Source organism: Lysobacter enzymogenes (genome assembly GCF_017168095.1).
Lineage (GTDB): Bacteria > Pseudomonadota > Gammaproteobacteria > Xanthomonadales > Xanthomonadaceae > Lysobacter > Lysobacter enzymogenes_D.
The window spans coordinates 1-15,317 of the sequence record NZ_LXSD01000301.1 but is presented as its reverse complement, the minus strand read 5'-3'; the positions used below and the strand labels follow the sequence as shown (position 1 = coordinate 15,317).

Sequence of the window (15,317 nt, the reverse complement as noted above, 5' to 3'; positions counted from 1 at the left end):
CCCGCCGATGCCGCGCCCGCGCCCGGCGTCACCGTGGAAACCAAGGCCGCCAAGCTCACCCGCCTGTACGAGCAGTACTGGGAAGAGAACCTCAAGCTCAACCCTCTGATGGCCACCCAGCAGGGCGATCCGCGCTACAACGACCAGTTGCCCAACATCGCCGGCGCGGCCTATCGCCAGCAGCGGCGCGAGTTCTTCCAGCGCTGGCTCAAGGCGGTCGAGTCGGTCGGCGCGCAAGGCCTGTCGGCGCAGGATCTGCTGAGCTACGAGATCTTCGTGCGCAACGCCCGGCTGGAGCTGGAATCCGACCGCTTCCCGGCCTGGCAGCAGCCGATCAACCAGTTCCACAACTTCGCCGCCAGCGTCGCCCAGTTCGGCTCCGGCGCCGGCGCGCAGCCGTTCAAGACCGTCGCCGATTACGATAACTGGCTCAAGCGCGTGGCCAAGGTGCCGGCGATCTTCGACCAGTTCGCCGCCAACAGCCGCGAAGGCGTCAAGCGCGGCGTGGTCCAGCCCAAGGCGCTGATGGTCAAGGTGGTGTCGCAGCTCGACGCGCTGATCAAGGACAAGCCCGAGGACACCTTGTTCTGGACGCCGGTGGCCAAGTTCCCCGCCGGTTTCTCCGACGCCGACAAGCAACGCCTCACCGAGGCCTACCGCAAGGCGATCGCGACCGAACTGATGCCGGCCTATGCGCGCCTGCGCGACTACGTGCGCGACGACTACCTGCCCAAGGCGCGCGACAGCGCCGGCCTGGGCGCATTGCCCAACGGCGGCGAGTGGTACGCCTTCAACGCGCGCCGTTCGACCAGCACTTCGCTGACGCCGGCGCAGATCCACCAGATCGGTCTGGACGAAGTCGCGCGCATCCACGGCGAGATGGACAAGACCATCGCCGCGCTCAAGTTCCAGGGCGGCCGCACGGCGTTCTTCAAGTTCCTGCAGACCGATCCGCGCTTCGTGTTCAAGGACGAACCGGCGCTGCTGGCGCATTACCGCGGCCTGGAAGCGAAGATCAACCAGCGCATTCCCGAACAGTTCTCGCTGACGCCGAAGGCGCCGTTCGAGATCCGTCCGGTCGAAGCCTTCCGCGCGCAGTCGGCGGCCGGCGGTTCCTACATGCGCCCGAGCGAGGACGGCACGCGGCCGGGCATCTTCTACGTCAACACCTACGACCTGCCCACGCGCAAGACCTGGGACGCGGAAGACCTGTACCTGCACGAGGCGATTCCCGGCCATCATTTCCAGCTGGCGCTGCAGCAGGAACTCACCGGCCTGCCCAAGTTCCGCCGCTTCGGCGGCGAGACCGCCTTCACCGAAGGCTGGGGCCTGTACGCCGAATCGCTGGGCAAGGACCTGGGCGTGTACGAAAGCCCGTACGACTACTTCGGCTATCTGCAGAACGAACTGTGGCGCGCGATCCGCCTGGTCGTGGACACCGGCCTGCACAGCAAGGATTGGACCCGCGAGCAGGTGATCGAATACATGCTGGCCAACTCGGCCGAGAGCGAAACCCAGTCCACCGCCGAAGCCGAGCGCTACATGGCCATTCCGGGCCAGGCGCTGGCGTACAAGATCGGCGAGCTCAAGATCATGGAACTGCGCAAGCGCGCGCAGACCGCGCTGGGGCCGCGCTTCGACGTGCGCGAGTTCCATGCGGAAATGCTCAAGGACGGGGCGGTGCCGCTGGAGATCCTGGAGCGCAAGATCGATCGGTGGATCGAGGGCAAGAAGGCTTGAGGGTGCATCGGCCCCCTTGGCACGCAGCAGGACTTGTCTCGCTCTATTAACGGCTAACACTCGTCTCAACCATTGCGGGCTGGGGTGGATTCCTCCACCTCGGCCCTATTGCTCGATGCACCGCGGCGAAATTGCTACCCGCTTGCCCTAAGGCCTACGCAGCAAGCTGAACAGGCTCGAGGCGCGGCGCCGGCCGGCCATCTCGAAAGCGGGACCACCGTGACTTGCTTGAGTCGCTATTTGAAATGCGGACTCAACACCATTGGTCAACGAAACTCCTGTGGCCTCTCACGCTAGGCAGTCACATCAGCCACTTCTTTCACCAACCTGTGCATCGTCTCTGTCCAAACAAGACGTTCCTGTTCCATCCGAATACCCGATTTTCCATAGCGTCCGTCCTGAAGCCCTTCAAAAACCATCCGCTCATCCGGTGTAAGCGTAGAAAGCGCGCTGAAACGCTGTTTGGGATCATCGACCCACAATTCTCGATGCGCCAGTAAGGTAGCCTCGTCCATTGCAAACGATCGAGCCTGTGGAAGCCCCAGCCTCAAACTGTGCAAGATCTCGAAACCAGCCGTGTCGATGTCTCCCCAGTAGAGCAATGGGAGTTCACGCAACCAACCTATCGTTCCGAGCAAGTTGGCCTGATATCCGGCCCCGAAAAAGAGCACAGTGCCTGGCAAATCCGGGCACGCCAAGAATGTCTGCAGGTTCTCGACGACCAAAGCACACCTGGCCCCTAGCGAAAGGTGGGCCAAATCATCTACAGGGCAAGAGAAATCCGCCAACCCTCCCACGGCTGCCCGTAGGGCGCAGTCCAAGAGGCGAATGCGGCAGCGCGGTCGATCACGACGAAAACCCGCTTCAGTAGAACTGCAACCGGTTCCTGCAGAAACCGCGACGTACATCCAATTAAGCGGGTTGCGGTGGCGCTCGAACCATTTGGTATCGACACCGACAATCGGCAACTGCCGCACGAAGAGATCGGCGTCGGGATTGTCGAGCAGCCACTCGACCGCTCGGACGGCCAAATCGGCCTCTTCGGCCGATAAACCTACGAGCCACGAGAGCACCCGATCGGGAACCAGGACGCCGGGCCACTGCCGCTCAAGGAGCTCGTGCCGTTGCTGCGCGTCGCGCAGCAAGCGACGATTGTCCGCACCCAGAAACGTCGCCAAGTCTTCCACCGAACCAAACACGACATGGCTCGGCAGCACTTGCTGACCCAAGGACGCCCAACGCCGAGTCACTTCGGTCAGCTGGGCGCGGGCGTTACCCCAGGACATCCGCCAAGCCTGGACGTGCTCCCAGTGCGCGATGGCCTGCGCTTCGGTAGGGGCGCCGAGGGGTATCCTCACAGGCCAATCCCCGCCGCCTTGCCCCCATTCGAGCCAATGCCTCGCCCATGCGCGCTCCAAGCGTCGGCGGATCGTGTCAGGAAAATGCACGCTTACTCCCCGTCCGATCGCCGAGCCACCTCGGGCAACTTCAATCGCTTCGCTGCTTGGTCGTAGTCGATGTGCAACAACGACGACACCTGCCGATTTCGAATCGACACGAACGTAGCTCCACCGACAAACTCCTCCAAGGTCATGACTGACTTGATGGGCGTGGCGACGATCATCTGGAATCCCAACTCGGTGAATATCCTCATGCAGGTGGCCGTAAAGTCGTTGTCGGTCTTTGTGAAGGCCTCATCCAGGACAACTGCCGCGTAAGAAGGATCCCCACCATCGCTACCTCCCAACTGGAAGCGCAACGCTGCGGCCAAGCATGTCGCGGTAAGTTTTTGCCGCTGCCCACCGGACTTTCCCCCACCGCCTCCGTAGTTCTCGATCAATGCACGGCTACGCTGCTCCAGCTCGTCGGCAACGAATTCCACGTGCTTTCGAACGTCCAGCACGGTTTCCCGCCATCGCCGCTTGGCGGGGTCTTCCGCCTTCAAGTCCAAAATAAGCTTGCGCAGCGCGATGAATTGGGCCTCGGCGAGCTCGGCGGTTTCACCTTGGTTGTGACGAGAAAAGAGCTCGGCGAGCACACGACGGAACTCCCGAGGTTCTTCCAAGCCAAGGTCTTGCACACGAATCTGAATAAAACTGTCTGGATTGTAGGGCACCGTCTCCAGCGCCATGTTGACGTCGTCCAGTCGCGTCTGGATGTTCTTTTTGGCCTCCACCAAATGCCGATTCAGTTCGGCCAAGCGCTGCATGCTTTGCTTGCTCAGCAAATCCAGGAAGCGTTCTTCGTGCTGCGGCAGCCCGTCGACTTCCACGCGTTGAAGTTTGGCGAAGAAATCCGGCGCGCTGCTCAGGGAGGCTTGAAGCTCACCTCCTTCTTCGGGCCAGCGCTGCAAGAAGTTCTGGAACGATGAAAGGATTTTCTGTGCCGACTCGCCAGCCTGACTGAGTAAAGACTTCTCCTCCTTGGCAACGATCTTTTCCACACCCTCAACATCCGTCCAAAGCGATTTCAAGGAAGGAGACCAGTCGGGCGCAAACCTCGCACCCAGATCCTCCCGATGCGACGCGGGCAGAGCGGCTGCCTCCATATCAGCCTTCACCAGCGCAGCATCGTTCTCCTCTATTTTTTCCGCACTTCGTTCGGCCAGCCCTTGTGCCGAGAGCATGTCGCGCTGGTGCCGCTCCTTCTCCTGCTCCGCCAACCGCATGCGCCCCTCAAGGTCGGTCAATACGGGATTGTCCTCAAGGGCCCGTTTGATGTGCTCTTCGACCTGACCGATCTGCAACACCACGGACGCCACGTCGATGTCCTTCCAACGCAGCTGTGAAAAGAGCGTCGCAGCCAATTTACGATCCGATAGAATCTTCGCTTCTTCAGCCGCTTTCTCCTTTGCGGACCGAGCCTGATCGATGTCTGCTCCGACCCGCGCTGCCTCGTCCTTGTAACTGGTCAACTTGGCGCGTATATCTCCCAGAACCCACTTCTTCTTGTCGTTGATGTCGTGGCGATCGTCCTTCTCAAGCAAACGCCCGCTACGCCGTATCTGCCCGGCGCGCGTGATGCGGCGCTCGCCCTTCAACAGATCGGACGCATTGTCGACCCGCTCGTAGTCGAAGGCGCTGAGCAAATGCCGCCAGATCCAGTCGCGAAGAGCGTGCTCACGAACATTGACGTAAGCCAGCACCGACTGGGGCGCGGGCTTGCGGTACCCCCCGCGATCGATGGACTCAACCGCCATGTAGGTCCACCGGTCGTTCAAATGGTTCTTGTCGACCCAATGGGCGACCTTGCGTTGATCTTCGGGCTGAACCAGCAAGGTCACACCGAAACCGCCCAGCAGACGATTGACCGCGCCTGCCCAGTCCTCGTGATCGCTGTCAACGTCGATCAACTCGCCGGCGAAAGGCGCCCGCGAAAGGGGAATGCTCAGGTCCTGGCAAAGCCGCCATCGGATCTGCTGCTTTGCGTCAGGGATACTGCTGCCAGTTTGCTCGAGCGATCGGATCTCTGTCTGGAGCCACTTGAACTCTTCAAGCTTTTTATCTTCGGCCAACGCGTGCCGAAGTTTCAGCTCCTCCAGAACTTTCGCTTGTTCATCCACACCCAGCAACCACTGCCCGGCTTGCTGCAACTGCGACACGAATGTTTGTTGGTCCGCGCCCAACACCCAGCCCAAGGCCTTGGCAGTCTTTTCCGCGGACTTGACTTTTTCTACGATCCGGCTGCGTTCTTCGACAAGCTGCTCGCGTCGACCGTTGAGATCCGAAAGCTTGGCGCCACCTTTGATCAGATGCTCCTCGCGCAGGGCTCTGAGCCTCCTATCTGCATCGAGCGTTAGTGCCTTGGCCCTTTCTGCATCATCGACGGCATTGTCGATGGTCGTTTTAAGCAGGACATTCTCCTCTCGCAACAGCTTCGCCTGCACGCAGGCACGAAAGGCTGGAATGCCGGCCAGCAGATTGTTCAAGTGAGACGCCTCTGCGAGCGTCTTCTCCCGTAGCTCGAACTGATCCCGAGCGGGTGCCAGCGTTTCGATCTGCTCACGCGCGTTGACGACCGCTCGATGCGCCTCGTCCAAGTCCGAAAACTCAGTCACCAATTGGTCGGCGATATCGAACGTAGCCGGCTCGGGCAGCATGAAGTCGCGAAGGAACGCGTTTAAATCCCCAAGGTTTTTTGTGGATTGCGTCTGATGAAGCAGTTCCAATGCCTCCACGTTATCAATGCCCATCAAGCGGCACCAATGCTCGGCGTACGAGGCGAAACTGGCCTCGTGGTGACGGTATAGCGGTGGCTGGAATTTCTTGGTCAACTCCCGGCGGTTGCCACTGAATGACAGCGCGTCGCCGAGGTCAAACGCCGTCTCGGCGACCATGAAATGGCTGTTGAGCTTGCTGTTGGCGCTCGAGGTCGCATGCTGCGTCCACAACCATCTGACCAAGGTGATGTGGCGCCCGGCCCTATTGGCGTATTCCAGAGCAATGGCCGACCAGGTAGCGTCCGTGCGCAGATACTGCTTGGCGATGGAGCGGGAGCTTTCCTCATCGGCCTTGTCCGCCCAAGCCCCACGGACATAGGACATGAGATTGCGGTCCGGGTCTTTACGCGAGCCTTCGTCCGCCGCCGCATTGAACCGCATGGCTCGAGGCGGCACCGTCAACGCCGAGATAGCGTCCAACAGCGTCGACTTGCCTGCGCCACTCGGCCCCAGGAGCAGCGTCCCGTCGGACGAGATGGGCATGCGATGAAGACCGGAGAACGTCCCCCAGTTGACCACGCTCAACCGGCGCATTCGGAACTGGTGTTCCTTGGGGTCGGGCAAATCCGACAGCTGGAATACCTGTGCATCGCTATTCATCGTCGTCATCCTCAGAAGCGCTTTGATCCTGGACATAGCCTTGCTTGGCCGCAGTCTGGTAAATCTTGCCCAGGGCCTCCACGTCCTCTACGGTAAAAAGCAGGCGTAGAACGGGAGACACCTCGTAGCGCTTCTCGCCACCGCGAAGCGCGCGCAGCATGCCCGCGCCGCGCAGCTTGTCGATGGCTGCGTCTACCCGCTTTCGCACCGTCACCGCATCGGCTCCAAGCGCGCCTGCATACAGGTTGAGTTGTTCGGCGATATCGGCAGCGGCCACCACCGCCCTTTGATCTTGCCCCTCGGCCTCGATCAAGACGCGTCGCAGGTCCAGCAAGAGGACGGACTCAAGAAAGGTCAACGGCTTGGACCGAAGCAGAACGGGTGTATCCAGTTCACCCGTGTCGGCCTGCCGGGTGAATGCGACTTTTCTCTCGCGGTCGACCACCAGTTGCAGGAACAACTCGGAAAGGCGAGACCTTACGGTCTCTTCATCGCGAAGCAACGCTGGCCAGGATGGATGATCCGCATCCATGAACGGTCCGGACAACAGCTTGCACAACGCTTTTCGGGTATCCAGCGGCAATCGGCTGCGATCCCCGGGGTAAAGACCGCTATCGGCTCCATCGATGGATACCGAGACATCAAGCAGCGAGTTCATCGATCCGCTCCACCATGAAGTAGACAAGAGGAATACCGGCCCAACGCAGCTCTCCACTGTCCAGGCGCCACGACACGCGCTCGTGTTGGTCGGTAATGACTTGACCATGCTTCACACCCAACGCTAGGTAGCCGACCACGGTCCCCAGCCCCTGCGTCGCCTCGAAGGCAGCCAGAACATCCCCGATGGAACACTGACTCACCTCCGCCAGCATGGAAAGAACGTTGGCGCGCAACGTTCGGAAGTCGATCTCCGAATGCACTACGGCCTGCGCAATGTCATGGAGGCTGACATCGGCCGACTCGCCCTGCGTCACCGCAGTGTCATCCATGCGCTGCACGGGATCGTGCGGCCGCAGGCGCCCAATCGACCGATACGTCGCAGAGCTCAGGCTTAGATCGTGGCCGACTTTATCCGTTGGCCTGAAGACCTCCGCCGCCTCAAGGGCCGAGGACTTGGCGTCGCGGAGCAATCGGCTCAGACGCCGCTGTTCGCGGTATTCCCGGCTCTGAACAAAGCCGCGCAAGCTTTTGGCGAAGCCCGTTCGCGCGTTATTGACGCCGCCGGCTCTATCCAGGAGCGTGCCGGTCAGGCGCCGCAGAAATGTCCGCTCTTTACGTCCCAACCGTTTCGAGAACCCTCGGGAGAAAACGTCCTCCACTCCGACCTCTAGACGGGCGCTTTGCTCCGCATCGGTCAACAGGCGCCAGAACGCGTCGAAACTTTGCCCGGGGCCGCTTTGGGCGATGACATCCACATTGGAAAACAAGTCCGAGAGCAGATCTCCCCGGTTGCCCTCGTCATGGATGATGCGCTCGCGAAATTCTCGGTTCAGCTTGGAAAAGTCGTCTCGCACGCGCCGGAAGTCGTCGGCCAGCTCAGAGGCGAGCGCGATGATCTCCTGAAGCTGTTCAAGCGCGCGCTCATCGGTTAATACGTCAACTTTTCCGTTCGATACCGCGTCGATCTCCGCGTCGATGCGCTCACGCTCCTGCATCAGTCGTCTTAGGCGCGACTGAGGATCCGGATCGGTCTGCTCTGCCAGCCGGGCCAACTGATCCATGACGATCGACAGGCGGCTCTCGGTCGCGGTACTGCGGACCGTGCTCAAAGCGGAGACCAAACGCAGCGCCTGGAGCGCGGCTGTGGTGAGCTCAAGCTCTTCCTCTTCGGCGCCTTCCCGCAGGCTTCGCTCGATCCAGCGCTCGCGCAGCCAGAATGTCACATAGTGACCGGCCGAGCCCGGCAAGTCACGGCCGTTGAGACGCAGCTCCGCCAGTTCGGTTTCCAACCGTTGTTCAAGTACAGACGCGGGCAAAACCCGCTCGTTGGAGTAAAGCAGATGCTGAAGCAGCGCCAAAAACTCTGGTGCCAAATGCGCCGTTAACAGAGACCAAGCCGGCTCGCGCTTCAGACGCTCGTAGGTGCTCGCGTACAACTCCGGTTTCATGTGGCCTTCTTCCTTTAAAGCCGCCCCCAATCAGGGACGTGAAACTCCGATCCGTAAATCAGCTTACTCAATATCCGGCATAGATCTCAGCGATTGAGATTGGACGCAAGCCCCGCGTGGGGTCGGCTGCACCCCATGCAACCTTTTTGCGCACCTTACACGTCGAGCAGAGAAAAAACCGGCCAACTTCAGAAACCCTAAACACTCTGGTCCGAAGACATATCTGATACACAATACAGACACCATCAATGCTTCTTATGTAGAAAATGAGCTGAAAGTCACGATGAGATTTCGAACGATTTCGTTCACTTCACTGCCGTTGCGCTGGCAAAGGCCGGGGCCGTCGCAAGAGAGTTCCCCCGTTTTCACGGGATAAGGTCTGGGAGGGAACTCGCTAAACTCTCCCACCGCTATCCTCTCTAAGGCGGGCATCCAAGGCTTCACCGAGGCATGCCTCTGAAGTCTCTGGACCCCCGCCTGCGCGGGGATGACGGTTTGGAGTGCATCGCCATCCCGGAAACACGGCAGCCCACGAAGAACCGCGATCCGGCAACTGCACCGCGCCGCCCACAGGCGCTAGGATCGGCTTCTGGCACGCGAACCACGGCAGACCTGTGCCCCGCAAACCAGCGCGAACCACATCGGATCCACCCGCCACCGAACACCCAGCACCGCAACCGGCCACCGCCGATCCCACCCGATCTACCGTTGCTCAGACTCCAAAGCAGAAAAAATGTGACTGAAGGCGCATAATTAGGGGTTGCTGTGTCCCTTGCCCGCCGGCCGCGCGGCCGGTTTCCGCCGACTTTCTCAGCCACGGATTACGGATGTCCCCCATCGCAGCACCCGCAGCAGCGCCCGCGCCTTGCGCCGCCGTATCGGCGGCGCGCCGGCCGTCTCGCCCGCTCCTCCGGCGCGCCCCGCGTGGGTTCGCCTTGGTCGCGCTGCTCGCGCTGGCAGCGCTGTGCGCGCCGGCGTCGGCGCAGGACTGGAGCTACCGCGTCCGCCCCGGCGACACCCTGTGGGACCTGGGCGCCAAGCACCTGAAGACCGGCATCGACTGGCGCCGGCTGCAACAGCACAACGGCATCGCCGACCCCTACCACCTGCCGCCGGGCACGCGCATGCGCTTCCCGATCGGCTGGCTGCGGATCGAACCGGCCAAGGCGCGGGTGATCGCGGTGCGCGGCGCGGTCAACTGGCTGGCCTCGGACAAGTCGCCGGCGCAGTTGGTCGGCGAAGGCCTGCGCCTGGGCATCGGCAGCCGCCTGGAAACCGGGCCCGGCGCCAGCGCCACGCTCGAATTCGCCGACGGCTCGCGCATGACCGTGCAGGACAACAGCGCGGTGGTGTTCGACGAACTCAGCAGCTACGGCGCCACCGGCATGGTCGACACGCGCATGCGCCTGCAGCGCGGGCGCGCCACCAACCGGGTCACGCCGGCGCTGGGGCCGGCCTCGCGCTACATCATCGAGACCCCGTCGGCGACCTCCAGCGTGCGCGGCACGCGCTTTCGCATCAGCGCCGGCGACGCCGGCGCGCGCGACGCCACCGAGGTGCTGGAAGGCAAGGTCCAGGTCGGCGCGCAGCGCGGCCAGGTGCTGGTGACGCCGGGCTACGGCACCCTCGCCGGCGGCGGCGATGCGCCGGCCGCGCCGATCGCGTTGCTGCCCGCGCCGCAGCTCGACCCCGCCGCCACCGTGCTCGACCAACTGCCCGCGCGCGCCGCCTGGACCGCGGTGCCCGGCGCCAGCGGCTATCGGGTCGAAGTCGTGCGCGACGACGCGCCGGAGGTGCTGCTGTTCGAACAGTCGACCACCGCCGCGCAGGTGCGCATCGACGACCTGCCGCCCGGCCGCCAGCGCCTGCTGGTGCGCGCGGTCGCCGCCAACGGCCTGGGCGGCCAGGACCTGCTGCAGGCCTTCACCGTCGACGCCGGCCCGGCGCCGCCGCTGACCCTGGCCCCGCTCGACGGCCAGAGCCTGCGCCTGCCGCGGCCGCGCTTCGAATGGGCCAAGGTCGAAGGCGCCGCGACCAGCCGCGTGCAGATCGCCCGCGACGCCGACTTCACCGCGCCGCTGATCGACGAAGCCGTGCGCGGCCAGCGCCTGCGCCCGGGGCGCGACCTGGAACCGGGTTCGTACTTCTGGCGCGTGGCCTCGCGCGACGGCGACGGCCGGCTCGGCCGCTTCGGCAACGCCTTGCCGTTCCAGATCAGCGATGCGCCGGTCGATCCCGGCCTGGAACCGCCGCAGTCCGCGCAGGGCAAGCTGACCCTGCGCTGGCAGCGCGGCGAACCCGGCCAGCGCTACCGCGTGCAGATTTCGCGCAAGGCGGACTTCGCCAAGTTGCTGCTGGAGCGGGAGGCGGATGAGCCGCAGATCGAAATCGACCGGCCCGGCAGCGGCGTCTGGCACGTGCGCGTGCAGACCATCGAGGACGACGGCTACGCCGCGCCCTACGGCCCGTCCCAGGAGATCCGCCTGCCCTGCCGCCTGTGCTACGCCGCCGGCGGCGCCGGCGCCGTGCTGTTGCTGTTGGCGCTGTAAACCGCCCGTGCCGACCCGGCCGCCGATGAGCGCGAACGCATGAGCCCCGCCGCCGTGTCGCGGCTGTTGCGCGCCGGCGCCGCGCTGGGCGCGGCGGCGCTGGCGGCGCTGCTGACGGTCAGCGGCGCGGCCTGGCGCCTGGACGATTTCCTCTACGACCTGCACCTCTCGCACTGGGGCTACCCGCCCGACGACGACGTGGTGGTGGTGGCGATCGACGACCGCAGCCTCAACGAACTGGGCCAATGGCCGTGGCCGCGCGACCTGCACGCGCAGATGCTCGACCGGCTCGGCTACGCCGGCGTGCGCGGGGTGGCGCTGGACCTGGTCCTGGCCGAACCCGACCGCAACGGCGACGAGCGCGACCGCGCCCTGGCCGCGGCGATGCGCCGGCTCGGCCGCGTCGCCCTGCCGGTGACGACCGCGCCGCTGCGCCAGAACGCGCCGCCGGTGGAAGTGCTGCCGACGCCGACGATCGCCGCCGCCGCCTCGACCCTGGGCCATACCGACATCGAGCTCGACGCCGAGGGCACCGCGCGCGGCCTGTATCTCAAGGCCGGCCTCGGCGACGCGCGCTGGCCGGCGCTGGCGCTGGCGCTGATCGGCCTCAACGGCGGCGTCGCCCCGGACCCTTTGCCGGGCCTGCGCCGGCCCGCGTCCGAGCGCGGCTCGCCCTATCAGTGGACGCGCGACCACTACGTGCGCATCCGCTACGCCGGCCCGCCCGACACCTTCAGCCAGGTCTCCTACGCCGACGTGCTCAGCGGCCAGGTGCCGGCCGAATTGCTGCGCGACCGCTGGGTGGTGATCGGGGTCACCGCGACCGGGCTGGCGCCGCGCTATCTCACCCCGATGTCCGAAGACGTGCGCATGCACGGCGCCGAATACCAGGCCAACGTGGTCGAGATGCTGCTGCACCGGCGCGCGATCGTGCCGCTGGCGCCGCTGTGGCAGGGCCTGCTGGCCGCGGCGATGCTGCTGGCCGCGGTGCTGGCGATGATCCACCCGCGCGTGCAGCGGCCGGCGCTGATCGCCGGCGCCGCCGCGCTGCTGACCGCCGCCGGCAGCGTCGCGCTGCTGCGCCTGACCGACCTGTGGTTCCCGCCGGCCGGCACCATCGCCACCATCGCCGTGGCGTACCTGGCCTGGCTGATCGGCCACCTGCGCCATTGGCGCCACGAAGCCAACGTCGACACGCTCACCCAGCTCGGCAACCGCCGCCGCTTCGACCACGTGCTGCAGCGCGAACTGGCCAGCGCCCGCCGCACCCGCGCGCCGCTGTCGCTGGCGCTGATCGACGTCGACCACTTCAAGGCCTACAACGACGCCCACGGCCACCGCGCCGGCGACAAGCTGCTGCAGAAGATCGCCGCGGCGATCGCCGCTCACGCGCGCCGCCCGCGCGACCTGCCCGCGCGCTTTGGCGGCGACGAATTCGCGGTGATCCTGCCCGACACCCACGTCGAAGGCGCCGCCCGCGTCGCCGACGCCATCCTCGCCGACATGCGCAAGCTCGACGCGCGCTACGGCGCGCGCGAGGACCAGCGGGTGAGCTTGAGCATCGGCCTGTACACCTGCGTGCCGAGCCCGCACACGCACGTGCGCACCGTGTTCGACGGCGCCGATGCGGCCTTGTACCGGGCCAAGGAGAACGGGCGCGACCGGCGCGAGGCGACGCGGCTGGGCGAGATTTGACGGCCGTGTTCGCGGTGAGCTGCGGCCGCGCATCGTCGCCGACATAGCGCGCGACGGCGGCCGCGAAACCTCGGCGACGGCGATGGCCTGCCGCGGCCTCGAATCCCCAAACCCGTCATCCCCGCGCAGGCGGGGATCCAGAGACTTCAGAGTCATGTCGCGATAAAGCCGTGGATGCCCGCCTGCGCGGGCATGACGGTAGGCGGGTTTCGCGGCAGGTCGGTTTCGCCGCGCCTGTCCAGGTCGTCATCCACGCGAACGCGGGGATCCAGAGGCTTCAGAGTCATGCCCCGATGAAGCCCTGGATGCCCGCCTGCGCGGGCATGACGGTAGGTGGGTTTCGCGGCAGATCGGTTTCGCCGCGCCTGCCCAAGTCGTCATCCCCGCGAACGCGGGGATCCAGAGACTTCAGAGCCATGCCGCGATAAAGCCCTGGATGCCCGCCTTCGGAGACCACGTCATGGAGGGGCGCGCGGGAGCCAGGCTCATTCCGCTACGGACCGCATCGAACGAAGCGATCGCGCAAAAGCCGCCGATCCAAGCCGGCGCGCAAAAGAAAAGGCCGGCAATGCCGGCCTTTTCTGCTTCTTACGATCACAAGCGCAAATCGATCAACCCGCGTTGCGATCCCGGCGCTGGCCCTGCTGACCGCCGCCGCCATTGCCGCCGCCGCGATGCTGCTTCGGACCGGCATGCGCATGGCGCGGCGCGGGCTTGCCGTGCGGACGGTGTGCGGGCTTGCGCGGCGCGTTGTTGCCGCGGTTGCCGCCCGGGCCCGGACGGCGCGCGCCCGGCGCGTCGGAACCCATGCGCAGCGGGCGCGAGGGTTCGAAGCCGGCGACGCTGACCATCTCGATGTCGTCCTTGAGGATGCGCTGGATCTGCCGCAGCAGGCCCGCCTCGTCCGGCGACACCAGCGACAGCGCTTCGCCCGTCGCGCCGTTGCGGCCGGTGCGGCCGATGCGGTGGACATAGTCCTCGGCCACCATCGGCAGATCGAAGTTGATCACCAGCGGCAGGCTCGGGATGTCCAGGCCGCGCGCGGCGACGTCGGTGGCGACCAGCACGCGCGCCTTGTTCGCCTTGAAATCGCGCAGCGCCTTCTGGCGCTGGGCCTGGCTCTTGTTGCCGTGGATCGCGACCGACTTCAGGCCGGCGTCCTCGAGCTGCTCGGCCAGGCGGTTGCAGCCGTGCTTGGTGCGGCCGAACACGATCACCTGATCGTTCGGGCGCGCGGCCAGGATCTGGATCAGCAGATCGCGCTTGCGGCCGCCGTCGACCGGATGCACGCGGTGGCTGATCGCATCGGCGACGACGTTGTTGGCGGCGATCTGCACCTGCTGCGGCGCGCGCATGAACTCCAGCGCGAGCTGCTTGATCTGGGCCTCGAAGGTGGCCGAGAACAGCAGGGTCTGGCGCGACGCCGGCAGGCGGCCGAGGATGCGCTTGATCGCCGGCAGGAAGCCCATGTCGAGCATGCGGTCGGCTTCGTCCATGACCAACAGCTCGACCGCGTCCAGCTTGGCGCTGCCACGCTCGAGGTGATCGATCAAGCGTCCGGGCGTGGCGACCAGCACATCGACGCCGCGGCGCAGCGCGTCGAGCTGCGGGCCCATGCCGGCGCCGCCGTAGATGGCGTGGACGTTGAGGCGCAGGTACTTGGCGTAGCCGCGCAGGCTGTCGCTGACCTGCAGCGCCAGCTCGCGGGTCGGCGCCAGGATCAGCGCGCGCGGCTTGCGCGGGCCGCCCTGCGGCGCGGCGGTGGCCAGGCGGTGCAGCAGCGGCAGGCCGAACGCGGCGGTCTTGCCGGTACCGGTCTGGGCGCCGCCGAGCAGGTCGTGGCCGGCCATCGCCAGCGGGATCGCTTCGGCCTGGATCGGGGTCGGGGTGGCGTAGTTCTGTTCGGACAGCGCGCGCAGCAGCGCGGGCGCCAGGCCCAGGGATTCGAACGTCATAGCTTTGGAACTCCAGATGTTCGCGCCGAAGTGCCGGCCGCGCCATGGGCGCGCCGGACCGTCATCGGTCGCGTGATCACTCCAGCGTTCCCTTGAACCGCGCTGCGAGTATCGATTTTTGGACGGCGCCGGAAGCTCCGGGCCGTGTCTGCGCGACGAAAGACGTGCGGGATAAGAAGTCGCGCCGCGGCCTGCGGGGGCCAATGCGGGGCGACGGGCAACCTGGGAAACGTACCCTTGCGGGGAGGCAGCCGTGCGCTGAACGGGGCGCACTCTACGCGAAAACAGGCGCTTACGCCAGTTGCCGGCGGGGCCGGGTCAGCCGCGGCTCATTGCGGCCAAGCGCGGACAAGTGCGCTGCGACGGGCGCGCGCCCGGCCTGGCGCGGCCTGGGGCCCTGCCCGTCGGGCCCGCGATTGCGGCGCCGGGGCGGCGCACGAAGGCCGGAGCC

8 protein-coding genes are annotated in these 15,317 nt (G+C 65.4%); 3 read left to right on the top strand and 5 right to left on the bottom strand.

Translation table 11 applies throughout. The features are described from left to right. On the top strand, nucleotides 1–1,740 hold a 1,740-nt coding region (locus A7A76_RS10025; RefSeq protein ID WP_206411073.1), incomplete at its 5' end, for a DUF885 domain-containing protein. A gap of 293 nt (nucleotides 1,741–2,033) precedes the next feature. Here A7A76_RS10025 and A7A76_RS26045 read toward each other — a convergent pair. The 4 genes from A7A76_RS26045 to A7A76_RS10005 are packed head-to-tail and all read right to left on the bottom strand — an operon-like array spanning nucleotide 2,034 to nucleotide 8,667. After that, a complete protein-coding gene (locus tag A7A76_RS26045) occupies nucleotides 2,034–3,188 on the bottom strand; it encodes a Wadjet anti-phage system protein JetD domain-containing protein (RefSeq protein WP_206411072.1) in 1,155 nt (384 codons plus the stop codon). Nucleotides 3,189–3,190: 2 nt separating this feature from the next. Beyond that, nucleotides 3,191–6,559 (bottom strand): ATP-binding protein, encoded by a 3,369-nt coding sequence (locus tag A7A76_RS10015; RefSeq protein WP_206411071.1) that lies wholly within the window; start codon nucleotides 6,557–6,559, stop codon nucleotides 3,191–3,193. Next, nucleotides 6,552–7,217: a DUF4194 domain-containing protein gene (locus tag A7A76_RS10010; protein WP_206411070.1), complete on the bottom strand. Its 666-nt coding sequence runs from the start codon at nucleotides 7,215–7,217 to the stop codon at nucleotides 6,552–6,554. The genes A7A76_RS10015 and A7A76_RS10010 overlap by 8 nt, the downstream gene beginning before the upstream one ends. Further along, nucleotides 7,201–8,667 carry a DUF3375 domain-containing protein gene (locus A7A76_RS10005; RefSeq protein ID WP_206411069.1) on the bottom strand — a complete coding sequence of 489 codons (1,467 nt, stop codon included), beginning with the start codon at nucleotides 8,665–8,667 and terminating at the stop codon, nucleotides 7,201–7,203. The genes A7A76_RS10010 and A7A76_RS10005 overlap by 17 nt, the downstream gene beginning before the upstream one ends. Nucleotides 8,668–9,602: 935 nt before the next feature. On the opposite strand from A7A76_RS10005, the gene A7A76_RS10000 reads away from it, so the two are divergent. Both A7A76_RS10000 and A7A76_RS09995 read left to right on the top strand, forming a co-directional pair. Next, nucleotides 9,603–11,216: a FecR family protein gene (locus A7A76_RS10000; RefSeq protein WP_241200848.1), complete on the top strand. Its 1,614-nt coding sequence runs from the start codon at nucleotides 9,603–9,605 to the stop codon at nucleotides 11,214–11,216. A gap of 39 nt (nucleotides 11,217–11,255) precedes the next feature. After that, nucleotides 11,256–12,911 (top strand): CHASE2 domain-containing protein, encoded by a 1,656-nt coding sequence (locus A7A76_RS09995; RefSeq protein ID WP_206411067.1) that lies wholly within the window; start codon nucleotides 11,256–11,258, stop codon nucleotides 12,909–12,911. 611 nt (nucleotides 12,912–13,522) lie between these two features. Here the strand turns inward: A7A76_RS09995 and A7A76_RS09990 are convergent. Continuing rightward, the gene (locus tag A7A76_RS09990; protein WP_206411066.1) at nucleotides 13,523–14,866 is read right to left on the bottom strand and encodes a DEAD/DEAH box helicase; all 1,344 of its coding nucleotides are present in this window, start codon (nucleotides 14,864–14,866) and stop codon (nucleotides 13,523–13,525) included. Nucleotides 14,867–15,317: the final 451 nt, after the last annotated feature.

What these genes read in the sequence shown, in the direction of transcription:
- A7A76_RS10015 (WP_206411071.1), bottom strand. Translation starts at nt 6,559, where the DNA reads ATGAATAGCGATGCACAGGTATTCCAGCTGTCGGATTTGCCCGACCCC.
- A7A76_RS10010 (WP_206411070.1), bottom strand. Translation starts at nt 7,217, where the DNA reads ATGAACTCGCTGCTTGATGTCTCGGTATCCATCGATGGAGCCGATAGC.
- A7A76_RS10005 (WP_206411069.1), bottom strand. Translation starts at nt 8,667, where the DNA reads ATGAAACCGGAGTTGTACGCGAGCACCTACGAGCGTCTGAAGCGCGAG.
- A7A76_RS09995 (WP_206411067.1), top strand. Translation starts at nt 11,256, where the DNA reads ATGAGCCCCGCCGCCGTGTCGCGGCTGTTGCGCGCCGGCGCCGCGCTG.
- A7A76_RS09990 (WP_206411066.1), bottom strand. Translation starts at nt 14,866, where the DNA reads ATGACGTTCGAATCCCTGGGCCTGGCGCCCGCGCTGCTGCGCGCGCTG.